Source organism: Stenotrophomonas sp. A3_2, assembly GCF_036624925.1.
Taxonomy (GTDB): domain Bacteria; phylum Pseudomonadota; class Gammaproteobacteria; order Xanthomonadales; family Xanthomonadaceae; genus Stenotrophomonas; species Stenotrophomonas hibiscicola.
This window is the reverse complement of the sequence record NZ_JAZKVY010000095.1, coordinates 39,726-61,232: the sequence shown is the minus strand read 5'-3', so window position 1 is coordinate 61,232 and position 21,507 is coordinate 39,726. Positions and strand designations below refer to the sequence as shown.

Below are 21,507 nucleotides of genomic sequence, written 5' to 3'. Positions count from 1 at the left end.
GTTCCTCCATCGAGGCTGCGGTTTCCTCCAGGTTGGCGGCCTGCTGTTCGGTACGGCGCGACAGATCGCTGTTGCCCGAGGCGATCTCGCCGGCGGCCGAGCTGATCGCGCGGCTGGACTGCTTGATGCGGGTGACGATCTCGCTCAGCTGCGCGGCCGTGGCGTTGGCATCGTCGCGCATACGGGCGAACACACCCTGGTAGTCGCCATGCATGCGCACGGTCAGGTCACCCTGCGACAGTGCGGCGAGCAGGCCGGAGATCTGTTCGATGCTGCCGGCGTTGGCGTCCAGCAGGCCGTTGATCTGCTGGGCCAGCTGCAGGAAGAAGCCTTCCTTGTCGGTGGCGTCAATGCGGCCGGACAGGTCGCCGGCGGCGGCCTGGGCGATCACGCGGGCCACTTCCGCTTCAACCTGTGCTTCCTGGGTACGGTCGCGCCATTCCACCACGTAGCCGACAGTGTCACCGTCCTCATTGCGGATGGTCGAGACGACCTGGGCAAACTGGGCGTCGCCATACTGCATCGGGCGGCGGGCGACACCGTGCGCCTTCAGGTTGCCCAGCAGGGTCTGGTCCATTTCGCCACGGTGCTCAAGCACGGTGACCGGCTTGCCGATCAGCGAGGCCTGGGCATCGAAGTCCGGCAGGTCGCGGCGGACGTCGTCCTGGTACTGGCTCAGGGTCTGCTGCAGGGCGCGATTGGTGTAAACGATGGTGTTGCTGGTATCAGTCAGGTACACGCCGGTGGAGCTGTAATCCAGCGCGGTGCGGATGCGCAGGTTCTCGCGGGCGACCGCCTGGTCGGTCTCGATGCGTTCGCGCAGGTCGCGCTGCATGCGCTGCATGGCCTGCATCAGTTCGCCTACCTCGTCCTGGCGGCTGACGTCGATGTGGCCATCGAGCTTGCCGCCGGCCACGTCGTTGGCGACCGAGACGGCGCCGCGCACGCTGCCGACCAGTGCGCGGGCGAATAGCCAGACCAGCACCAGGCCGAGCGCGGCGCCACCCAGCAGGGCGATCACGGTCAGCACGGCCGAGGCGGAATAGGTGGACGCGGCCTGTTCGCGCGAGGCGCGGGCCAGGCGGTTGTCTTCGGCGATCAGCGCTTCCAGTGCCGAGGCGGCCTTGCGGTGCTTGGTGCGGGTTTCGCCGACGAAGGTATCGATGGCATCGTCCGGCAGGTCCAGTTCCAGCATCTCGGTGACACTGTCATAGGAGGCCAGGGCGTCCTTCCACTCCTTGGCGAAGGTGTCGAACAGCTTCTTCTGCTGCGCGTTGTCGACCAGCTTCGGGTACTCCTTGATCGACTTGTCCATGCTCGCGCGCAGCTCGACGCCCTGCTTGCGCGCATCGGACTTGACGTCGTCGCTGGCCCGGATCAGTTGCTGGTAGGCGGCATTGCGGTATTCGCCCAGCATGCCGCGCATCTCGCCGGCGAGGCGGATGCTCTCCATGCGTGAACCGGCCAGCTCGGTGGTGACGTTGTTCAGCGAATGCAGGCCGCGATAGGCGACGATGCCCTGCAACAGCATCACCAGCAGGAGGACGCCGAAAGTCAGCAGCAGCTTCGGCATCAGTTTCAGGTTGTTGATCCACGGCATGGGCGTTGCGAGCTCCTAAGGCAGACGCGCCCGGGCATCGGGCCCGGTTGCAGCAGAAACCACGCCGGCACCAGCACCGGCGTGGTCCGACGGACAGCGGATTACTTGATGTTGGCCAGCTTCAGGCCAGCGGGCGAGCTGACTTCGATTTCCGCGCGCGAGGCGTCACGCTGAATCTTGCCGATCACGCAGACGGTCTTGCCTTCCAGGGTTTCCAGCGGGAAGGAGAACTTGCTGCGGTTCTCGCCGGCGATGCGGGCCGAGAAGGTGTGGCGCGGGAAGGCGCCGCCCATGTAAAGGAAGGTCGGCTGGCCTTCGGAACCTTCTGCGTAGCGGGCCTTTTCGACCTTGCCGCAGACCATGCCGTCCTTGCCGACCGAGCGCGGTGCCAGTTCCGGCGGGATCATGTCGGCCGACTGGGCGAACGCGGAGGAAGCGGTGGTGGCCAGGACAGCGGCCGAAACGAACGCAAGCAGGGACTTCATCGAGGTATATCTCCGGGGATGGTGATGGTCGTTCCGGTTCCGCGCGCTCCTGCGCGACCGGCTTCTGTCCCCCTATCGGCACTGCCGGGGAGAACTGAAGGGTTTTGTGACCGGAACGTGAAGCGGGTCCGCTCGGTCAGGCAGCAGCGTCTTCGGCAAGGGCGTTCTGCCCCATGTCGGCGCTGTCGAGCAGCGTCTCGATGTCCAGCAGGATCAGCATGCGGTCGTCGTGGGTGCCGATGCCGGAGATGAAGCGGGTGTCGACGGCAGCACCGAATTCCGGGGTCGGACGGATCTGCTCGGCCGACAGCGGGATGACGTCCGAGACGCTGTCGACCACGATGCCGACCACGCGGTCTTCGACGTTCAGCACGATCATCACGGTGAAGGCGTCGTAGCGGGCATTGTCCAGGCGCAGCTTCAGGCGCAGGTCGATGACCGGCACGATGGTGCCGCGCAGGTTGATCACGCCCTTGATGTAGTCCGGTGCATCCGGCACCCGGGTGACGGCGTCGTAGCCGCGGATTTCCTGCACCTTGAGGATGTCCACGCCGTAGTGCTCGTCACCAAGGGTGAAGCTGAGGAATTCGCCACCGGCGCTGGCGGCGGAGTTGGTCTTGTCGTTCATCGAGGGGTCCTGGTTCTGCCGGAAGTCCCGGTGTCAGGCTCGATATCGGCCCCGCCGGGGGGGACTTTAGGTGCCGGCTCGGAGGCATCCGCGCATGGCGTGGGTCTGCCGAGGATCGGTAGTGCCGGCCAGCGGCCGCCACTACCCATTGAAGGCGCCCTACAGCTCGCCGTTGCGGCGTGCCTTGCGCTGGCGGTCGATGCGGAAGATGTAGCGCTGGATGGCGCTGTCGGCGCCGCGCGGCAGGGTGTCAAAGCGCATGCCTACCCGCTTGATCTCGATCCCGTTGGGTTGGCGCTGCGGCAACAGGTTGCAGACAACCAGCCCGATCTCCAGGTCCGGGCCGTCGGGCAACGACAGCACCGCCGGGTAGCGCTTCTGCAGGCTGAACACTGCGCAATCGGTTGGCACGGCGACCGCCAGGCCGCCGCCACTGATGTCCACCACCCGCATCGACAGGGCGTCGGCGCGGCTCTCGCCGGCGGGGATCCGCAGTTGGGGCGAATCGGTGACGGGGGTTTCCAGCCGGTACATCTCACGGCGTTGCAGATGCACCAGTTCGTCCGGAAGGGGGGCGCGGAAGGCAACGTGCCCATCGTTGTCCACGCGCTCCAGCGCGTGCAGGCGGAACCGCACGAGGACACGCTCGAGCTGGGCGAAGCACAGCAGATGGTCGGCCTGTTCGGCGGCACGGTTGGAAGCCTCCTGCAGGCTGCCATCGAGCAGCAGGTAGTCTTCATCCTCTTCGAGTTCGAGCAGTGCGGTCGGGAACGACCGGTCGCGGCCGTCGATATGGGCATTGATCAGTGATCGCTGGTCGATCAGCGAGCGCAGCAGCTGGCGCAACTGGCGCGGGTTGCGGACCAGGAAACGTTCGTCGGCGGCATCAGCCGCGTGGACATCATGCACTGCAGTGTCGTTGCCGTCGGACATGGAATCTACGGTCAGGGGCGGGCGCCAGCACGCGTTGGCGCGAGGCTCGATGGGGATATCGGCCTCTGCACCGGATTATGAAGTGGGGCTTGCATCACTTTCCATGCGTAAGGGGCCAGACCCCTCTCCCGAGGGAGAAGGGTCCGACCCTGGCGACATCAGAACTCCTGCCAGTCGCCGTCTGCAGCCAGCGCCGACTGGGCTGTCCCGGTGCGCATCGTACGTGCCGGGGCCGCCTTCACGGCCGGTGCGGCAGCTGCGACCTGGCGCGGTACCGGCGCCGCCAGCGGACGCGCCGGAATGGCCGTCGTGCCCTGCGATGCCAGCCGGAAGCGGGCCACGGCTTCGCCCAGCTGCACGGCCTGGTCTTCCATCGCACGCGCGGCGGCGGTGGCTTCCTCCACCAGCGCAGCGTTCTGCTGGGTGGTTTCGTCCATCTGCACCACGGTCTGGTTGACCTGCTCGATGCCGGCGCTCTGCTCCTGCGAAGCGGCGGAGATCTCGGCCATGATGTCGGTCACGCGCTGCACCGAGGCGACGATCTCGCCCATCGTGCTGCCGGCCTGGTGCACCAGGCTGGAGCCTTCGGCGACCTTGCCCACCGAGTCGTCGATCAGGCCCTTGATTTCCTTGGCGGCGGCGGCCGAGCGCTGGGCGAGGGTACGCACTTCGCTGGCAACCACGGCGAAGCCACGGCCCTGTTCGCCGGCACGGGCGGCTTCCACCGCGGCGTTCAGTGCCAGGATGTTGGTCTGGAACGCGATGCCGTCTATGACGCTGATGATCTCGGCGATTTTCTTCGACGAGGCTTCGATGGCCGACATGGTGGTAACCACCTGGCCCACCACCTCACCGCCCTGCGAGGCGACGCCATGGGCGCCGATGGCGAGCTGGTTGGCCTGGCGGGCGTGTTCGGCGTTCTGGCGCACGGTGGAGGTCAGTTCCTCCATCGAGGCGGCAGTCTCTTCCAGGTTGGCGGCCTGCTGCTCGGTACGGCGCGACAGGTCGCTGTTGCCGGACGCGATCTCGCCAGCGGCGAGGGTGATGCTGGAGGCACTGGCCTGGATCTGGCTGACGATCTGGGTCAGCTGTGCGACGGTGGTGTTGGCGTCGTCGCGCATGCGCGCGAACACGCCGTTGAACTGGCCGTCCATGCGTGCGGTCAGGTCGCCGGCGGCGATCGACTGCAGCAGCTGCGAGAGCTGGCCGAGGTTGCCGTCGGCCACCTGCATCATGCTGTTGAGCTGCTCGATCATCACGCGGAAATCGTGATCGAAGCGCTGCGCGTCACCGCGCTGGCTGAAGTCGCCCGCAGCGGCGGCCGAGGCCAGGTGCTGGATCTGCGTATTGATGGCCAGCAGGCTGGCCTTGGCGGCGTCCATCGATTCGTGCAGGATCGCGCGGCTGCCGGGCAGGCGGCGGGCGTCCGGAGCAAGGTTGCCGATGGCGTACTGGTTGAGCACTTCGATGGCATCGACGATCGCATCGAGGTGTTCGAAGATCACCGTGTTGATGCCGCTGGCCAGCTGGCCGTAGACGCCCGGGAAGTCTTCCGGAATACGGTGGCTGATGTCCGGGCCGGCATGCATCTGTGCCATCAGCTGCGTCTGCTCGCTGAAACGGCGCAGCATTGCGGTCATTTCGGCCGTGGCCGTAAGCATCCTGCCGGCTTCGTCCCTGCTGGTGGCCTGGGTGCTGACGCTGAGATCGCCGCGGGCGACCGCCTGGATGGCATGCACGGCCTTGCCCAGCGGGCCGGTGACCGCGCGCGAGATGACGATGGCCAGCGCGGCGGCCACCAGCGACAGCAGGATGATGCAGCCGATGATGGCGATCATGCTGTTGCGATGGGTGGCGTTGGCGTCGGCGATCTTGCCGTCCATCTGCCCGGCGATATGGGCGCCCAGTGCCTTCATCGCAGCGAACAGGTCGCGGCGCGCCGGGCGTGACTGCTCGTCGGAGATCTGCCGCGCCAGGACGCCGTCACCGGCGGTCACGGCGTCGCGCATCGCCTTGTTGGCGGCGAAGTAGCGATCCAGTTGCGCGCTGGCTGCGCGATACAGTTCACGCTCCTTGTCCAGCGCCGGCAGCGCCGCGTACGCCGCCAGTTCGTCATGTACGGCCTTGGCGGTGTCGTCCATGCGCTTGTTGTAGTCGGCCACCTTTTCCGGCTGGTCGAGCATGCTCAGCTGGGCCAGTTCGTAGGTGCGGAACTCCCCGAGCTGCGAGCGCGCCTCGCCCAGGTGCTGGACCGAGGGGATATCGTTGCCAGCCATGTCGCGTAGCTGCGCGTTGGCTTCGCTCAGTCGCAGCAGGGCGAACGCGCCGAGGATCAGGGTCATCAACGTGGTGAGGGTGAACCCCACAGCCAGCTTGCGGGCGATGGGCAGATCTTGGAACCACTTCATGCAGGGTGCTCCAGGTGGGCAGAGTGCCGGCGTCTGTGCGCCGGTTTGGGGGTGGTTGCAGAGCGAACGGTGGTTCCCGGTGGGGTTCGGTGACGGCCGTCAATGCGAAATAGCGGCGCAGTCTCGATGGACTTTATGGACGCAGATCACATTCGGATGCGTAGGGAGGGCAACACGGAAGCGTTGCAGCGACGCGGTTTTCGATTGGATGAAGTGGTTGCGACAGCAACTAGCGTGCCGACGGAGTTCACGATTTGGTTTCGGGGTGCCGTCCCGCAGTCAGATTCCGTTCCTGCGGAAGGGGAATCTGACCCCCCTGGCAGGCCGAACACAAACGAAAACCGCCGCCCCGAGGGGCGGCGGTCCATGGTTCGCATGCAGCGTGGATCAGGCCGCCTGCGGCATCCGCAGCGAGCGCACCAACCCACCGATGTCGACGATCAGCGCGACCCGGCCGTCGCCGAGGATGGTGGCGCCGGATACTCCGCCGATGCGGCGGTAGTTGTTCTCGATGTTCTTCACCACGACCTGCTGCTGGCCGACCAGTTCGTCCACCTCCAGCGCGATCTTCTGGCCATCACCTTCGACCACCACCACCAGCGATTCGCTGCCGGGTGCGCGGTTGCCGTAGCCGTAGTACTCGCTCAGCGAGAGGATCGGCAGGTACTCGCCACGCACGCGCAGCACGCGGCCCTCGCCGGCCATGCTGCGGATGTCCTCGGCCTGCGGCTGCAGCGCCTCCAGCACGTACGCCAGGGGCAGGATCAGGGTTTCGCCGGCCACCGCTACGGTCATGCCGTCGAGGATGGCCAGGGTCAGCGGCAGGCGGATCAGCGTGCGGGTGCCGGTACCGAGGCTGCTTTCGATCTGCACCTCGCCGCCCAGTGCCTGGATGTTGCGGCGGACCACGTCCATGCCGACACCACGCCCGGACAGGTCGGTGACCGCATCGGCCGTGGAGAAGCCTGGCTGGAAGATCAGGTCCCAGACCTGCGAATCGGTCGGGTTGTCCGGCACGGCCAGGCCGCGTTCGTGAGCCTTGGCCAGGATCTTGGCGCGGTCCAGGCCACGGCCATCGTCGCTGACTTCGATGACGATATGGCCGCCCTGATGCGAGGCCGCCAGGGTGATCGTGCCGGTCTCGTCCTTGCCTGCACCGCGGCGCACGTCGGGCATTTCCAGGCCGTGGTCGATCGAGTTGCGCACCAGGTGCACCAGCGGATCGGCGATCTTCTCGATCAGGCCCTTGTCCAGCTCGGTACCTTCGCCGACGGTGCGCAGGCGCACCTGCTTGCCGAGGCGGCTGGACAGGTCGCGGACCAGGCGCGGGAAACGGCGGAACACCGCATCGACCGGCAGCATGCGCACGCCGATTACCGCTTCCTGCAGGTCGCGGGTGTTGCGTTCAAGCTGGTCCAGGCCGGCGAACAGGCTTTCGGCGTGGACCGGGTCCAGTGCGTGCGAGACCTGCTTGAGCATGGCCTGGGTGATGACCAGTTCGCCGACCAGGTTGATCAGCGCATCGACCTTGTCGACGCTGACGCGGATCGAGGTTTCCGCTTCCTGGTTGGCGCCGCCACTGGCGGCTGGCGCGGCAGGTGCCGACGGCGCCGCTGCCACCGGAGCGGGGGCCTGGGTGGCCAGGCTTGGCGGCGCGGCCGGTCGGATGTCCAGTTCGCAGTCGTCCAGCACCCAGGCGAAGGTGTCTTCGATCTTGCTGCGCGGCACCTTGCCGACCAGGCCCAGATCCCACGCCAGGTGGGCCTCCAGCGGGTCGAGCTGGGCGAAGCCGGGCAGGCGTTCCATGCGCGCGGCGACCTGCAGCGAGCCGAGGTGTTCCAGCTCGCGGATGATGCGCAGCGGGTCGTTGCCGCTCATGAACAGCGACGGCGCCGGAGTGAATCCGATCTGCCAGGCTTCGGGGGTATCGTCCACCTTGGCCGCTGTCGCGACCGGAGCGCTCGATGCGGCCTGGCCGGAGAGAACGGCTTCCAGGCGCGCCTTCACTGCGGCGACAGCGGCGGGGTCGGCAGCCTGGCCGTGTTCGGCTTCGCGCAGCAGGGCGCGAAGCACGTCCACCGAAGACAGCATGGCGTCGACGGCATGGCCTTCCAGCGCCCGCTTGCCGGCACGCAGCTCATCGAGCAGCGTTTCCAGCACGTGGGTCAGGCCGGCGATGGCATCGAAGCCGAAGGTGCCGGCGCCGCCCTTGATCGAGTGGGCGGCGCGGAATACCGAATTGATGATCTCCGCGTCCTGCTGCCCCGATTCCAGGGCCAGCAGGCCAGCCTCCATCGCGTCGAGGCCTTCGCGGCTCTCCTCGAAGAAGGTGGCGTGGAAGCGTTGCAGGTCCATGCTCATGGCATTGGTGGTCCGGAAGCGAAGAAGGGAAGCGGTGCGGGGCGATCAGCCCAGCACTTTCTGCACGGTGGCGACCAGCTGTTCCGGATTGAACGGCTTGACCAGCCAGCCGGTGGCACCGGCGGCCTTGCCTTCGGACTTCTTGTCGGCGGCCGATTCGGTGGTCAGCATCAGCAGCGGGGTGAACTTGTAGTCCGGCAGCTGGCGCAGTTCGCGGATCAGCGCGATGCCGTCCATGTTCGGCATGTTGACGTCGGTGACCACCGCGTTGAAGCGCTGGCCCTTGGCGCGACCGAGCGCGACCGCGCCGTCTTCGGCTTCTTCGACGGCAAAACCGGCCGAGGTGAGGGCGAAGGAAACCATCTGGCGCATCGACGCCGAATCGTCCACCACCAAGATACGTGCGCTCATGCAGCGTTCTCCACAGATTTCAGGTTGTCATGGGTTGCGTCCAGGCCCAGGGCCTGGGTGACGCCCAGCAGGCGCGCGGCGTCACGGAAGGTTGCGGTGCAACCGTGGAAGCCGGTGCCCAGGCCGGCCTCGCGGCGGGCCTGCACGAATGCACACAGCACCTGCACGGCGGCCGTGTGGATGCGGGCGACCTGACTTGCATCCAGGGTCAGCTCGCCTGCCTGCGCCACCAGCGGGGCGAGGCGGTTCTTGAGCTCGGTGCTGCTCTCGATGCCGAGATCCCCACCCAGTTCGACAGTGCTCATCGTTGCTCCGGACAAACGGTTCCGTGATCCATAACGGCACCCCGGCAGGGTTCTTTAGGGGAATCGACGCGTTGCGCCGATGCGGTGTTGTTCGGGGACGGGAGATGCCAATGCTGCGCATCGGCACCTGCAATCCCCGACAGGCACCGCGTCGGCGCAAAGCGCCGACTCAACTCAACAGCCGTGTGGCGTCGAGCAGGATCATCGGACGCTGGCTGACCCGGGCGACGCCACGGAACAGGTCGTTGGAAATCTGGCAGATGCGCGCGGTATCAGGCGGCTCGATCTGCGAGTCGGTAAGGTTGGCGACATCTTCCACCGCCGACACGCGCAGGCCGATGGTTTCGCCGTCTTCCTCCAGCACCACGATGCGGGTCTGCGAATCGTCTTCGGCAGCGGCCGCACCCAGGTGCAGGCCGAGATCCATCACCGGTACCACCTGGCCCCGAAGGTTCATGATGCCGAGCATCGCTGGTGCGGTGCCGCGCAATGGCAGCAGGGGAACTGGCAGCACCACTTCCTGCACCTTCAGCAGTTCCAGCGCATAAGCCTGGGTGCCGCAACGCAGGCGCAGCCAGCGCGAGGTGCGCTCGCCGGCGCGGCGGTTCTGCGGATGCGGGCTGCTGGCGGGCTGGAGAGCCTGTGCCTGCAGTTCCTGCCAGGTGCCGGGACGGTTGGTGGCCGGGGCATCCACGGCAACGCGGGGCGGCGGCGCGACGGCAGCGGGCGCAGCCGGGGCAGGCGCGGGTGCAGGGCGCGGCGCCGGGGGCGCTACCACGGCCGGGGGCGGCGTGGGGACATCCGCGCCGCCGGCAGCGGCCTCGAACGCAGCCTGCAGGCCGGGGCTGTCAGTGTGGGCGAGGTGATGGCTGTCGGCCGCGTCGGTCTCGTAGATCACTTCGTCGGGCAGGTCGTCCCAGGTGGGCTCCGGGCCGGCCTTGGCCGGGGCCGTCTCGTGGATCACCTCGTCAGGCAGATCATCCCAGGTCGGTTCCCGCTCGAGAGCGGCGACCGGCATTGCGGCGGCCTCGAAGGCGGCCTCCAGTGCTGCGTCGTCCTCTGCCGGTGCAACGGCAACAGTCTCCGTTTCGTAGATCACCTCGGCAGGCAGATCGTCCCAGGTGGGTTCGCGCCCGGCCGTTGCGGCGGCCTCGAAGGCGGCTTCGAGCGCGGCGTTGTCCGCGGCAGGCGCCGCGGCGACGGTGTCGGTTTCGTAGATCACCTCGGCCGGCAGGTCATCCCAGGTCGGCTCACGTTCCGGTTGCGATATGCTGGCCGGGGCCGGGGCGACGCTGTCCGGCGTTGGAAGCACGACGGCCGGAGCGATCGCTTCGCCCAGCAGTTCGTCCAGATAGTCGTCCAGTACGCCGGTGCTGTTCATGCGGCCTGCTCCAGGGCGCGGGCATCCTCACCGAGGATCCAGTTCAGTGCGCGGCGATAGGCGGCCAGGCCGCGGCCCGGGTACTCCTCACCAACGCTGGGCAGGGTCAGGCCTGCGGCATTGCTGATGCGGGTGTCGATCGGAATGGCGTCTTCCCACACGCGGGTGCCATGGCGATCCTGCATGGTGCGCAGCGACTCGTTGCCGGCGCGGGTGCGGCGGTCGAACAGGGTCGGCAGGATCGAGATCGGCAGCGGGCGGCGGCGCGAGCGCTCGACCATCTCGCCGGTGCGGACCATGCCGTCCAGGCCATGCAGGGCCAGCGGCTCGGCCTGGGTGGGGATGATCAGGCGGTCGGCAGCGGCCAGCGCGTTGATCATCAACAGGCCAAGGGTGGGGGCACAGTCCAGCAGGATGTAGTCGTGCTGGCCCTGGTGGCGCGCCAGTGCGTTCTGCAGGGCCAGGCCGAGGCCGGGCTGGTTGGCGCTGCGGCGCTCCAGCGTGGCCAGCGCCGACTGCGCGCAGACATAGTCCAGGCCTTGGATGCTGCTGGCATGGCACAGGCTGGAAAGATCGGCCGGCGGAGCGCCGAACAGTTCCAGCACGCCGGCCGGCGGCGGATCCACCGGTACGCCGAAGGCGCGGCTGAGCGAGGCGTGCGGATCGAGATCGATCAGCAGCACGCGATGGCCCAGCGCGGCCAGGCCGCGGCCGAGGGCGAGGGTGGTGGTGGTCTTGCCGACTCCGCCCTTCTGGTTGGCGATTGCCCAGATGCGCATCGGTTTACTCCTTCATTGCCGGGGGAACGGCGGCGCCGACGCGGCTGCCAGCCGGCACCGGCGGCAACTTCACCGGTGCGATGGGGGAGGTGGGGGCGCTGGCCGAAGTTGCGGCGGCTTGTTCGGTGGTGCTGTTGTCGACGGCGCCGGTGGCCGCATTGAGGCGCTGGCCGAGCGGATCCACCGAATGCGAGGTGTCGGCCAGGATGATGACCATCACCCGGCGGTTGCGGTTGCGCCCCTGCGCGCTGTCGTTCTCTTCGCGCGGACGAAACTGGCCATAGCCGACCATCGCCAGCCGCGACGGCTGCAGGCCCTGGTCGGCGAACAGATGCACCACGCTGGCGGCGCGTCCGGCCGACAGTTCCCAGTTCGAAGGGAAGGTGGCGGTGGCGATCGGCACGTTGTCGGTGTGGCCTTCCACGCGCACGCTGTTGGGCACGTCACGCAGCACCTCGGCGAGGCTGGCCAGCGTCTGCCGTGCATGCACGTCCAGCGCGGCCGAGCCGGTGGGGAACAGGATGTCGCTGTTGATCTCCACTTCAATCCACAACTCGGTGCGGCGCACGCTGATCATGCCGCGGTCGATCAGCGGCGCCAATGCAGCGGTGAGGCGGTCGGCGATGCTGTTGAGCTGGCGCTCGGCACGGGCGATCTGTTCCTGGTTGTGCACGGAGACCGGCATGCGCATCTGCGAGGCCATCGACGGCAGCAGGGTCGGGTCGTGCGACGGCGCCGGCGCGGAGGGGCCGATCTTGGTGCCGGACTTGATCACCGAAGGGCTGTCCCAGCCGCCACCCTGCACCTGCTTGTTCCCCACCTGCACCGGGTTGATGGTGCGCGGTGCGCCACCGAAGGCATCGGTGAGCGCGTCGGCCATGATCCGGTACTTGCCCTCGTTGACCGAGGAGATCGCGTACATGACCACGAAGAAGGCGAGCAGCAGCGTCATCAGGTCGGCATAGGGGATCGCCCATGCTTCATGGTTGGCATGCTCTTCGTGGTGCTTGCGGCGGGCCATGTCAGTGCAGGAAGCCGGAAAGGTTGGTTTCGATGTTGCGCGGGTTCTCGCCCTGGGCGATCGAAATCAGGCCTTCAATGACCATTTCGCGGTCGCGGGTGTTGTGCGAGATCACACTCTTGAGCTTGGCAGCCACCGGCAGGAACAGCAGGTTGGCCGAGGCGATGCCGTAGATGGTGGCGGTGAACGCGGCGGCGATGCCGTGGCCGAGCTTGCTCGGGTCGGCCAGGTTCTTCATCACCGCGATCAGGCCGAGCACGGCACCGATGATGCCGAGTGTCGGTGCGTAGATGCCCATCGCTTCGAAGACCTTGGCGCCGGCCTGGTCCTGGTGTTCCTGGCTGCCCAGTTCGATTTCCAGCATGTGCCGCATCGATTCGGGCTCGACGCCGTCCACCAGCAGCTGCAGGCCCTTGCGCAGGAACGGGTCCTGCTGCGCTTCCACCTGCGATTCCAGGCCCAGCAGGCCCTGGCGGCGGGCGATGTTGCTCCACTCGACGATCTGCTGGATCAGTTCACGGCGATCGCTGTGTGGCGGGCGTACGACCCAGCGCACGATCTTGAACGCATGCTTGAACACCGCCGGCGAGGTATGCAGCAGGATCGCGGCGACGGTGCCGACGATGACGATCACGAACGCCGCAGGCGACCACAACGACGCCAGGCCGGCGCCCTTGAGGATGCTGCCGCCGACCAGCGAGGCCAGGGCGAGAAAGAGTCCAATGAGGCTGAGTCTATCCATGGTTCCGGTATCGGCGTGTATGAATGGGACTTGAGACACCGGTAGATCGCGTACAGACGGTAGTCACAGTTTTTCGGGTCGCCGGGCATGGCCCTGGCGGGGTTCAACGCAGCCCGTCCACGTCCAGGATCAGGGCCATGCGACCATCGCCGATCAAGGTTGCACCGGCATAACCGCGCAGGCCGCGCAGGGCCTTCGGCAGTGGCTTGATGACCACTTCCTCACGCCCGCGCACCTGGTCCACGACCAGCCCGAAGCGGGCTTCGCCGGCCTGCAGCACCACGATGGTCAGCAGGGTTGACGCGGCCGGTGTCACATCCAGCCACTGGCGCAGGTCGACCAGCGGCAGGGTGTGCGAGCGGCGATCAAGTACGGCGCGGCCATCGAACCAGCCCAGCGAGGTGCGCGGCGCGTGCAGCACTTCCATCACGCGTGCCAGGGGTAGTGCGTAGACGTCCTCGCCGGCCTGCACCAGCAGGGTCGGCAGGATCGCCAGGGTGAGCGGCACGCGGATCAGGAAGCGGCTGCCACGACCCAGTTCCGACTGGATCTGGATCTGGCCGCTCAGTTCGCGGATGCGCGACTGCACCACGTCCATGCCGACGCCACGGCCGGAGATATCGGTGACCTGCTGCTTGGTCGAGAAGCCCGGCAGGAACACCAGGTGCAGGCACTCCTCGCTGCTCAGGCGGGCAGCGGCTTCTGGATCGATCAGGCCTTTCTCGCGCGCCTTGGCGCGCAGCTTCTCCGGGTCGATGCCGGCGCCATCGTCCTGCACCTCGATGCTGACGTAGTCGCCTTCCTGCTGCGCCGACAGGCGTACATGGCCCATCCGCGGCTTGCCTTGTGCTTCGCGCAGGTCGGGCATTTCCACGCCATGGTCGATGGCGTTGCGGACCAGGTGCACCAGCGGGTCGGCCAGGGCCTCGACCAGGTTGCGGTCGAGCTCGGTCTCGGCACCGATCAGCTCCAGGTCCACTTCCTTCTTCAGCGAGCGGGCAACGTCGCGGGCGACCTTGGGGAACCGCGAGAACACCTTGCCCACCGGCTGCATGCGGGTGCGCATCACCGCCGATTGCAGGCGCGCGGTGGCGATATCCAGCGTCGACACGGCGCGGTCCAGCTCTTCATCGCGCAGGCGTGCACGCAGGGTCTTGAGCCGATTGCGCGACAGCACCAGTTCGCCGATCAGGTTGACGATCGCGTCCAGGCGTTTGGTATCAACGCGCACCGTGTGTTCGGCCTCGGCCAGCGGCTTGGCCGCCGGCTTGGCCACGGGTGCCGGTGCAGCGACCGGGCGCGGCGCGGGCGCCGGCGCCGGTGCCAGGACTGCAGCAGGCTTGGCACCCGGTGCGGCGCCACCGTGCAACTGGTCGAGCAGGGCTTCGAACTCGTCCTCGCTGATCAGGCCGTCGTCGGCTTTTTTTGCCGGCGCGATCGCAGTCGGAGCATTGCCACCGTGCAGCTGGTCGAGCAGCGCCTCGAATTCGTCGTCGGTGATCAGGTCGCTGCCCCCCGCGGCGGGTGCTGCTGCGGCGGCGGGCGCAGCCACGGCACCCCCGTGCACGTCGAACTGGGCGATCAGGTCCGGCGGCGCATAGCCCGGCTCGGTGCCGGACGACACGGCGTCCAGCATCGACTGCAGGTAATCCAGTGATTGCTGGGCCGCGTCGAAGTGGTGGGCCTGCAGCACGGCTTGGCCGGCGCGCGCCGCGCCCAGCGCCTCCTCAGCGGCGTGGCACAGCTCGACCATGGCAGTGACGCCGAGGAAGCCGGCGCCGCCCTTGAGCGTGTGGTAGCCGCGGAACACCGCATTGAGCTGGTCGCTGTCCTGCGGTGCCTGCTCCAGCGACACCAGCTGTTCGCCGAGGCGGTCCAGGATCTCCTGCGCCTCGATGATGAAATCGGCAGTGATGTCGTCGGATACCGCGCTCATGCTTACAGCCCCAGATCCGACAACAGGTCGTCGGCGTCGTTCTGCGAGACCGCGTGGCGGTCCAGTCCCTTCAGTGCCGGCCCGGCCAGTGCCGGGTCGGTGCGATGCTGTTCCGGCGGCAGGCCGAGTGCGCCGAAGCCCTCGTGCACGCGGCGGACGATGCCGACCACGCGACGGATGATCTGCCCGGTCAGGTCCTGGTAGCTCTGGGTCAGGGCGATCTCGGTCAGGTTGTGGCGGATGCGCTCGAGCTGCGCGTCCTGGCCTGGCTGCAGGCCTTCGGCACGCAGCTGTTCGGTCAGGCTGCGGCATTCCTCGGCCAGGTCCAGGGTACGGTGGGTGGCCTGTTCGGTCATCGCCACCACGTGGTCCAGGCGCGCGCAGGCGTCATCCAGCTCACCGGCCTCGCTGGGCACGGTCGGCAGTTCACCCAGCGCCTGTCCCAGCTCGCGGGCCAGCCGCGACAGGCCGCTCATCATCGGCTGCGTGCGCAGCGCGACCAGTCCGTCGATGCGTTGCCGCCAGGCAGCTTCGTCACCGGACTCCAGTGCGTCCAGGGCTTCCTGCAGGCGCAGGGCCAGGGCGTTCTTGTCGACCGTGGTATCCATCAGGCGCTGGCCGCCAGGCGTTCGAAGATCTTGCCGAGCTTCTCTTCCAGCGTCTGCGCGGTGAAGGGCTTGATGATGTAGCCGTTCACGCCGTTCTGGGCGGCTTCGATGATCTGTTCGCGCTTGGCTTCGGCAGTGACCATCAGCACTGGCAGGGTCTTCAGCTTGGCATCGGCGCGGATCGCCTTGAGCAGCTCGATGCCGGTCATCACCGGCATGTTCCAGTCGGTGACGACGAAATCGAACGACTGGCTCTGCAGCAGCGACAGCGCGGCATGCCCGTCCTCGGCTTCGGCGGTATTGGTGAAGCCAAGATCGCCCAGCAGGTTCTTGACGATGCGACGCATGGTCGAGAAGTCGTCGACGATCAGGATGCGCATGTTCTTGTTCAAAGCAGAGTTCCTTTGTTGTTCATTCCGGGTGGCCGGGGGCAGCCGCCTCGGGCATGTTCACTCTTCCAGGCCGGCGTCGGCCGCCTCGAAAATCTTCAATCGTCCACGCAGGCGCAGCACGGCCTGGCCGTGGATCTGGCAGACCCGCGACTCGCTCACGCCGAGCACCGCGCCGATCTCCTTCAGGTTCAGTTCCTGCTCGTAATAGAGCGAGAGCACCAGCTGTTCGCGCTCGGGCAGGTGGCCGATGGCCTTGCCCAGCTCGCGGCCGAACTCGCCGCGCTCCAGCACCTGCTGCGGGGTCGGGCCGCCCTGGGCGACGGTGTCCAGCTCGCCCTGGTCCTCGATGCGTGACTCCAGGCTCAGCACCTGGCCACGCGCGGCGTCTTCCATCAGCCGCAGGTATTCGGGCAGCGGCATCTCCATCGCGGCGGCCACTTCGGTGGCGCTGGCGGCACGGCCGGTGCTCTGTTCCAGGCGGCGGATGGTGGCAGCGGCGTCGCGTGCGCGGCGATGCACCGAGCGCGGCACCCAGTCGCCACGGCGGATCTCGTCGATCATCGAACCGCGGATGCGGATCGAGGCGTAGGTCTCGAACGAGGCGCCCTGGTCGGCGTCGTAGCTGCGCGACGCTTCGATCAGCCCCATCATGCCGGCCTGGATCAGGTCGTCCACCTCCACGCTCGCCGGCAGGCGTGCGGCCAGGTGGTGGGCGATGCGCCGCACCAGGTCCGAGTGCTGGGAGATGACCTCGTTGGCCGCCGAGCGCTGGACCTCCCGGTACTGGGCTGCGCCTTTCATGCGGCCACCCCGCGCTGCTTGAGAATGCGCTCGAGGAAGAACTCGACGCCGCCACGCGGTTCGGTCGGCGCCTGCCAGCGTGCGGTGCGGCGCGCGATCTCGGTGATCGCCAACGCGGCCGGGCTGGACGGGTAGGCCTTTACCACTGGCTGCTGGCGCTGCACCGACAGGCGCAGCCAATCATCCTGCGGCACACAGCCCAGATAGTTCAGCGAGACATCGGCGAGGAATTTCTCGCAGACCCGGGTCAGCTTTTCGTACAGCACGCGGCCCTCGTTGGGGTCGCGCACCATGTTGGCCACCACCTGGATGCGGTCCACGCCGCGCTCGCGCGACAGCACCTTGATCAGCGCATAGGCGTCGGTGATCGAGGCCGGCTCGTCACAGACCACCACCACGGTGTCCTGCGCGGCCTGGCAGAAGGTCAGCACGCCATCGGTGATGCCGGCGGCGGTGTCCACCACCATGATGTCCAGTTCGCGTTCCAGTTCGGAGAACACGTTGACCAGGCCGACGTGCTCGGCCGGGGCCAGCTCGGCCATGTGGCGGCGACCGGACGCGGCCGGGACCACCAGCACGCCGTTCGGGCCTTCGACGATGACGTCGTCCAGCGAGCAGCGGCCGGCCACCAGGTCGGCCAGCGTAAAGGTGGGGTTCAAGCCCAGGATCACGTCGATGTTGGCCAGGCCCAGGTCGGCGTCCAGCAGCAGCGTGCGCTTGCCCATGCCCGCCAGCGCCACAGCCAGGTTGGCCGAGACGTTGGTCTTGCCCACGCCGCCCTTGCCGCCGGTCACCGCGATGGTGCGCACAGGGCCGAGCGGCTCGCTGCGGGTGGCCGACAGCGGGAAGGTCTTGGTCAGCTTGGCGTACTCACGCGACGGCATGGTTCAACTCCGGGTTGCAGGGCATATCGGCCGCTCGGCGCAAATCTTCAAGGCGAAGTACGAGATTGGCTGCACTGGCCCTATGCAGGTCCTCCGGGACGTCCTGGCCATCGGTCACCCAGGTGATCGGCAGGGCATGGTCCACGGCCACAGACAGGGCGTTGCCGAAGCGGCCGGTCTCGTCCAGCTTGCTCAGCACCAGACCCTGCAGGTTGGCGGCGCCGAAGCGGCGGACCACCTCGTCCATGTCGCCGAAGCTGGTATTGGCCGGCAGCACCAGCAGGGTGCGCACCTGGCGGGCGGCACGCAGCCACTGCAGCTGGGCGGCCAGCGCGCGGTCGCGCGGGCCCAGCCCGGCGGTGTCGATCAGCACCAGCTTGTAGTCCTTCAGGCGTTCCAGCAGCTGGTCCAGGTCGGTGCCGCTGTTGGCCTCGTGCACCGCGATGCCGAGCTGGCGGCCGTAGCCGTAGAGCTGCTCGCGGGCGCCGATGCGGGCGGTATCGGTGGTGACCAGGGCGACGTCACGCGGCGCGTGCTTCTCGGCGAATCGCGAGGCCAGCTTGGCGATGGTGGTGGTCTTGCCGGCGCCGGTCGGGCCGACCAGGGCGATCACGCCGCCTTCTTCCAGCGGGTCGACCGGGGCGATCGGAAGCTTGCGCGAGATCAGCCCCAGCATCAGGCCGCGGCCACGATGGGCTTCGGTCTCCAGCGGGATCTGCATGGCCACGTCGCGGGCCAGGCCGGCATCGAAGCCATATTCGTCCATCAGGTCCAACGCGGTGGCGCGCACCGGGCAGCCGCGCAGGCGCTCGTCGGTGAAGCGGTTCATCTCGCGCTCGATCACCTGGCGCATGCCGGCCACTTCCTGGCGCAACTGGCGGATCTCGGCGTCGTCCTGGGCGACCACCGTCAGCACCGGAGCCGGAGCCAGGGTGGGGGCCGGCGCGGTTTCGACCATGGCATCGGCCAACGCCGGTTCGCCGGCGGCGCTGGCCGGCTGCGCGTCGGCGACGGCAGCGGTCGGCAGCGGCGGCGGCTGCACGGCCGGCGCCACGCTTTCGTGATGCGCCTCGTGCGGCGGATCGATCTGGAAGCGGGCGCGGTTGGCCGGCACGGCGGCGGCCGGTGCAACGATGGCCTCGGCGAACGGCGCGAAGATCTGTTCCGGCAGCGCCGGTTCGTTGACGGCGGCACGCGCGAGGGTGGCCGCAAAGCCGGTGCTGCCGCGGGTCGGCACGATCTCGTCGGCGCTGTCCAGGGTGCGGCCGGTGGCGCCGACCGCGGCGCGGGCGAGGGCGGCCACCGCCGAGGTGGTGGCGGCGACCGGCTCCGGTGCCGGGGTGGCGCTGCGACGGCGGGTGACGGCGGCGATCACCGCATCGGCGGCGGTGCGCGGCTTGGGCGCCGGCGGCGGCGCCACGTCGCGGCGCGAGGCTTCCAGCGCACGCTGCACGGCGCTTTCATCGTAGTTGGCGGCGGCGACGATCTCGATGCCTTCCTCGATCCGGCGGTTGGACAGGATCACGGCATCAGGACCATGTTCCTTGCGCACCAGGTTCATGGCCGAACGCATGTCGGCGGCGACGAATCGTTTGATTTTCATGCTGTGGTCACGAGGCGAAGACGGCGGAGTGGCGGCCGGGGAACTCGGGTGGTCGGTGGTCTGCACGGTGCGGGTTCCCCTTGGTATCTGTCTGTTGCGTTGGTTCGAAGGTGGTGTCTGTTTTCTGGCGCGTCGGCGGGCGGCGTCAGCTGATCGTTCCGACCAGCTTCAGGCGCTTGTCCTCCGGCACCTCGCTGTAGGCCAGGACCGACAGCGACGGAACGCTGTGGCGGACCAGGCGTGCCAGCGCGGCTCGCACCGGGCCAGGTACCAGCACGACCGCGGGCTCGTTGCGGGCTTCCTGCTTGCTGACACATTCGGCCAGGCTCTGGTGCAGTCGCTCAGCGAGTCCGGGTTCCAGCGCGGCGCCGTTGCCCTGCGTGGACTCCTGCAAGACACGTTCCAATTGCGGGTTGAGGGTGAACACCGGCAGCTCCGCCGACATTCCGGCGATCTCCTGCACGATGAAGCGGCCCAAGGCGGTGCGCACGGCGGCGGTCAGCACGGCCGGGTCCTGGCTGCTGGGCGCATGTTCGACCAGTGCCTCGGCGATCTTGCGCAGCTGGCGGATCGGAATGCGCTCGACCAGCAGGTTCTGCAGCACGCGCACCACCGCCGACAGCGGCAGCGCCTTCGGCGTCAGATCTTCGACGAGCTTGGGCGCGCTCTTGGCCAGGTTGGCCAGCAGGTGTTGCACTTCCTCATGGCCGAGCAACTCAGGTGCGTGCTCGCGGATCAGGTGCGAAAGGTGGGTGGCGACCACGGTGGCCGGGTCGACCACCGTGTAGCCCAGCGTTTCGGCCTGGGCACGCTGGTGCGGTTGGATCCAGGTGGCATCTAGGCCGAACGCGGGGTCCTTGCCGGCGATGCCTTCCAGCGTGCCAAGCGCGCTGCCCGGGTCCAGCGCGAGCTCGCGGTCGGGGTGGATCTCGGCGGTGGCCACCGGCACGCCGTGCACCAGCACGCGGTAGCCGTTGGCGGGCAGTTCCAGGTTGTCGCGGATGTGTACCGATGGAATCAGGAAGCCGACATCCTGGGTCAGCTTGCGGCGCACGCCCTTGATGCGCGCCATCAGTTCGCCGCCCTGGTTGCTGTCCACCAGCGGAATCAGCCGGTAGCCGACCTCCAGGCCCAGCGGATCGACCGGGCGCAGTTCGTCCCAGCTCAGTTCGGCGGTGGGCGCCGGCGCGGCCGGGCGGCCGAGGGCGCTGAGCGCCGCCGGGTCCTTGCCCGTTGCGGCGGCATCGGCGGCCGGGGCCTGGGTCTTGCGGTACAGCTTCCAGGCAATGAAGCCGAGGATCGACGCCAGCGTCAGGAAAGCGACGTTGGGCATGCCCGGCACCAGGCCCACCAGGCCGATGATGCCGGCGGTGATCGCCAGCGCCCGGTATTGGCCAAACACCTGGCCGGTCATGGCCTGGGCCATGTCCTGCGAGCGCGAGGCGCGGGTGACCAGCATCGCCACCGCACTGGAGACCAGCAGCGCCGGCAGCTGGGCCACCAGGCCGTCACCGATCGACAACAGGGTGTAGGTGGCAGCGGCTTCACCGAAGGGCATGCCATGCTGCAGCACACCCACGGCCAGGCCGCCGAGCATGTTGATGAACAGGATCAGGATGCCGGCGATGGCGTCGCCGCGGATGAACTTGCTGGCACCGTCCATCGCACCGTAGAAGTCGGCTTCCTCGCGGACTTCTTCGCGGCGCAGCTTGGCTTCTTCACGCGTCAGCAAACCGGCGTTGAGGTCGGCGTCGATCGCCATCTGCTTGCCGGGCATCGCGTCGAGGATGAAGCGCGCGGTCACTTCCGAGACCCGGCCGGCGCCCTTGGTGATCACCACGAAGTTGATGATGGTGAGGATCGCGAACACCACGATGCCCACCGCGTAGTTGCCGCCGATCACGAATTCGCCGAAGGCGGCGATGACCTTGCCCGCGGCATCGTGGCCGTTCTGGCCGTTGAGCAGGATCACGCGGGTGGAGGCCACGTTCAGCGCCAGCCGCAGCATGGTGGTGATCAGCAGCACGATCGGGAAGATGGTGAAGTCCAGCGGGCGCTTCACGTAGACCACCGCCAGCAGCACCATCAGCGAGATGGCAATGTTGAAGGTGAACAGCGCATCGAGCACCGGCGCGGCCAGCGGCACCACGACCATGGCCAGCAGGGCCAGCACGATCAGCGGCGCGCCAAGACCCTGGCGGATCATTTCCAGGGCGCGGCGGGTGTTGA

Annotated in this window: 19 protein-coding genes; all 19 read right to left on the bottom strand. The window is 67.9% G+C overall.

Annotated elements, in window-relative coordinates:
- Positions 1-1,600: MCP four helix bundle domain-containing protein (locus tag R5H29_RS01960; RefSeq protein ID WP_332328651.1), on the bottom strand; the 1,600-nt coding region annotated here is incomplete at its 3' end.
- A gap of 101 nt (positions 1,601-1,701) precedes the next feature.
- Complete coding sequence (locus R5H29_RS01955) at positions 1,702-2,085, bottom strand: hypothetical protein (RefSeq protein ID WP_021202161.1); 384 nt, start codon at positions 2,083-2,085, stop codon at positions 1,702-1,704.
- A gap of 136 nt (positions 2,086-2,221) precedes the next feature.
- A complete protein-coding gene (locus tag R5H29_RS01950) occupies positions 2,222-2,713 on the bottom strand; it encodes a chemotaxis protein CheW (protein ID WP_019659583.1) in 492 nt (163 codons plus the stop codon).
- A 159-nt stretch (positions 2,714-2,872) separates the two neighbouring features.
- Positions 2,873-3,646 carry a flagellar brake protein gene (locus R5H29_RS01945; RefSeq protein WP_021202160.1) on the bottom strand — a complete coding sequence of 258 codons (774 nt, stop codon included), beginning with the start codon at positions 3,644-3,646 and terminating at the stop codon, positions 2,873-2,875.
- Between the two features lie 158 nt (positions 3,647-3,804).
- Positions 3,805-6,054, bottom strand: a complete 2,250-nt coding sequence (locus R5H29_RS01940) for a methyl-accepting chemotaxis protein (protein ID WP_312544981.1) — start codon at positions 6,052-6,054, stop codon at positions 3,805-3,807.
- Between the two features lie 387 nt (positions 6,055-6,441).
- Positions 6,442-8,415: a chemotaxis protein CheA gene (locus tag R5H29_RS01935; protein WP_332328650.1), complete on the bottom strand. Its 1,974-nt coding sequence runs from the start codon at positions 8,413-8,415 to the stop codon at positions 6,442-6,444.
- A gap of 45 nt (positions 8,416-8,460) precedes the next feature.
- A complete protein-coding gene (locus R5H29_RS01930; protein ID WP_005409521.1) occupies positions 8,461-8,826 on the bottom strand; it encodes a response regulator in 366 nt (121 codons plus the stop codon).
- Positions 8,823-9,131, bottom strand: a complete 309-nt coding sequence (locus R5H29_RS01925; RefSeq protein WP_019659587.1) for a lipid asymmetry maintenance protein MlaB — start codon at positions 9,129-9,131, stop codon at positions 8,823-8,825. Before R5H29_RS01925 ends, R5H29_RS01930 begins: the two co-directional genes overlap by 4 nt.
- 169 nt (positions 9,132-9,300) lie before the next feature.
- Complete coding sequence (locus tag R5H29_RS01920) at positions 9,301-10,512, bottom strand: chemotaxis protein CheW (RefSeq protein ID WP_332328649.1); 1,212 nt, start codon at positions 10,510-10,512, stop codon at positions 9,301-9,303.
- On the bottom strand, positions 10,509-11,291 hold the full coding sequence (locus tag R5H29_RS01915) for a ParA family protein (protein ID WP_019659589.1): 783 nt from the start codon (positions 11,289-11,291) through the stop codon (positions 10,509-10,511). The genes R5H29_RS01920 and R5H29_RS01915 overlap by 4 nt, the downstream gene beginning before the upstream one ends.
- Before the next feature lie 4 nt (positions 11,292-11,295).
- On the bottom strand, positions 11,296-12,312 hold the full coding sequence (gene motD / locus R5H29_RS01910) for a flagellar motor protein MotD (RefSeq protein WP_407073515.1): 1,017 nt from the start codon (positions 12,310-12,312) through the stop codon (positions 11,296-11,298).
- 1 nt (position 12,313) lies between these two features.
- On the bottom strand, positions 12,314-13,054 hold the full coding sequence (locus tag R5H29_RS01905) for a flagellar motor protein (RefSeq protein ID WP_010482457.1): 741 nt from the start codon (positions 13,052-13,054) through the stop codon (positions 12,314-12,316).
- Positions 13,055-13,157: 103 nt separating this feature from the next.
- Positions 13,158-14,990 (bottom strand): chemotaxis protein CheA, encoded by a 1,833-nt coding sequence (locus tag R5H29_RS01900; protein WP_026346971.1) that lies wholly within the window; start codon positions 14,988-14,990, stop codon positions 13,158-13,160.
- A gap of 2 nt (positions 14,991-14,992) precedes the next feature.
- The gene (locus R5H29_RS01895) at positions 14,993-15,598 is read right to left on the bottom strand and encodes a protein phosphatase CheZ (RefSeq protein ID WP_019659591.1); all 606 of its coding nucleotides are present in this window, start codon (positions 15,596-15,598) and stop codon (positions 14,993-14,995) included.
- Complete coding sequence (gene cheY, locus R5H29_RS01890) at positions 15,598-15,990, bottom strand: chemotaxis response regulator CheY (RefSeq protein ID WP_019659592.1); 393 nt, start codon at positions 15,988-15,990, stop codon at positions 15,598-15,600. The genes R5H29_RS01895 and cheY overlap by 1 nt, the downstream gene beginning before the upstream one ends.
- Before the next feature lie 57 nt (positions 15,991-16,047).
- Positions 16,048-16,791, bottom strand: coding sequence for an RNA polymerase sigma factor FliA (locus R5H29_RS01885; RefSeq protein ID WP_019659593.1), 744 nt, complete (start codon positions 16,789-16,791; stop codon positions 16,048-16,050).
- Positions 16,788-17,675 (bottom strand): P-loop NTPase, encoded by an 888-nt coding sequence (locus R5H29_RS01880; RefSeq protein WP_005409532.1) that lies wholly within the window; start codon positions 17,673-17,675, stop codon positions 16,788-16,790. The genes R5H29_RS01885 and R5H29_RS01880 overlap by 4 nt, the downstream gene beginning before the upstream one ends.
- Positions 17,662-19,278, bottom strand: coding sequence for a flagellar biosynthesis protein FlhF (flhF, locus tag R5H29_RS01875; RefSeq protein WP_180877481.1), 1,617 nt, complete (start codon positions 19,276-19,278; stop codon positions 17,662-17,664). The genes R5H29_RS01880 and flhF overlap by 14 nt, the downstream gene beginning before the upstream one ends.
- A gap of 145 nt (positions 19,279-19,423) precedes the next feature.
- Positions 19,424-21,484 carry a flagellar biosynthesis protein FlhA gene (gene flhA / locus R5H29_RS01870; protein WP_180832666.1) on the bottom strand — a complete coding sequence of 687 codons (2,061 nt, stop codon included), beginning with the start codon at positions 21,482-21,484 and terminating at the stop codon, positions 19,424-19,426.
- Positions 21,485-21,507: the final 23 nt, after the last annotated feature.

Coding starts and splice junctions, on each gene's coding strand:
- R5H29_RS01900 (WP_026346971.1), bottom strand. CDS start 14,990: ATGAGCGCGGTATCCGACGACATCACTGCCGATTTCATCATCGAGGCG.
- R5H29_RS01930 (WP_005409521.1), bottom strand. CDS start 8,826: ATGAGCGCACGTATCTTGGTGGTGGACGATTCGGCGTCGATGCGCCAG.
- R5H29_RS01945 (WP_021202160.1), bottom strand. CDS start 3,646: ATGTCCGACGGCAACGACACTGCAGTGCATGATGTCCACGCGGCTGAT.
- R5H29_RS01880 (WP_005409532.1), bottom strand. CDS start 17,675: ATGCCGTCGCGTGAGTACGCCAAGCTGACCAAGACCTTCCCGCTGTCG.
- flhF (WP_180877481.1), bottom strand. CDS start 19,278: ATGAAAATCAAACGATTCGTCGCCGCCGACATGCGTTCGGCCATGAAC.
- R5H29_RS01940 (WP_312544981.1), bottom strand. CDS start 6,054: ATGAAGTGGTTCCAAGATCTGCCCATCGCCCGCAAGCTGGCTGTGGGG.
- R5H29_RS01895 (WP_019659591.1), bottom strand. CDS start 15,598: ATGGATACCACGGTCGACAAGAACGCCCTGGCCCTGCGCCTGCAGGAA.
- R5H29_RS01915 (WP_019659589.1), bottom strand. CDS start 11,291: ATGCGCATCTGGGCAATCGCCAACCAGAAGGGCGGAGTCGGCAAGACC.
- R5H29_RS01885 (WP_019659593.1), bottom strand. CDS start 16,791: ATGAAAGGCGCAGCCCAGTACCGGGAGGTCCAGCGCTCGGCGGCCAAC.
- R5H29_RS01905 (WP_010482457.1), bottom strand. CDS start 13,054: ATGGATAGACTCAGCCTCATTGGACTCTTTCTCGCCCTGGCCTCGCTG.
- motD (WP_407073515.1), bottom strand. CDS start 12,312: ATGGCCCGCCGCAAGCACCACGAAGAGCATGCCAACCATGAAGCATGG.
- R5H29_RS01920 (WP_332328649.1), bottom strand. CDS start 10,512: ATGAACAGCACCGGCGTACTGGACGACTATCTGGACGAACTGCTGGGC.
- flhA (WP_180832666.1), bottom strand. CDS start 21,484: ATGATCCGCCAGGGTCTTGGCGCGCCGCTGATCGTGCTGGCCCTGCTG.
- R5H29_RS01925 (WP_019659587.1), bottom strand. CDS start 9,131: ATGAGCACTGTCGAACTGGGTGGGGATCTCGGCATCGAGAGCAGCACC.
- R5H29_RS01950 (WP_019659583.1), bottom strand. CDS start 2,713: ATGAACGACAAGACCAACTCCGCCGCCAGCGCCGGTGGCGAATTCCTC.
- R5H29_RS01955 (WP_021202161.1), bottom strand. CDS start 2,085: ATGAAGTCCCTGCTTGCGTTCGTTTCGGCCGCTGTCCTGGCCACCACC.
- R5H29_RS01935 (WP_332328650.1), bottom strand. CDS start 8,415: ATGAGCATGGACCTGCAACGCTTCCACGCCACCTTCTTCGAGGAGAGC.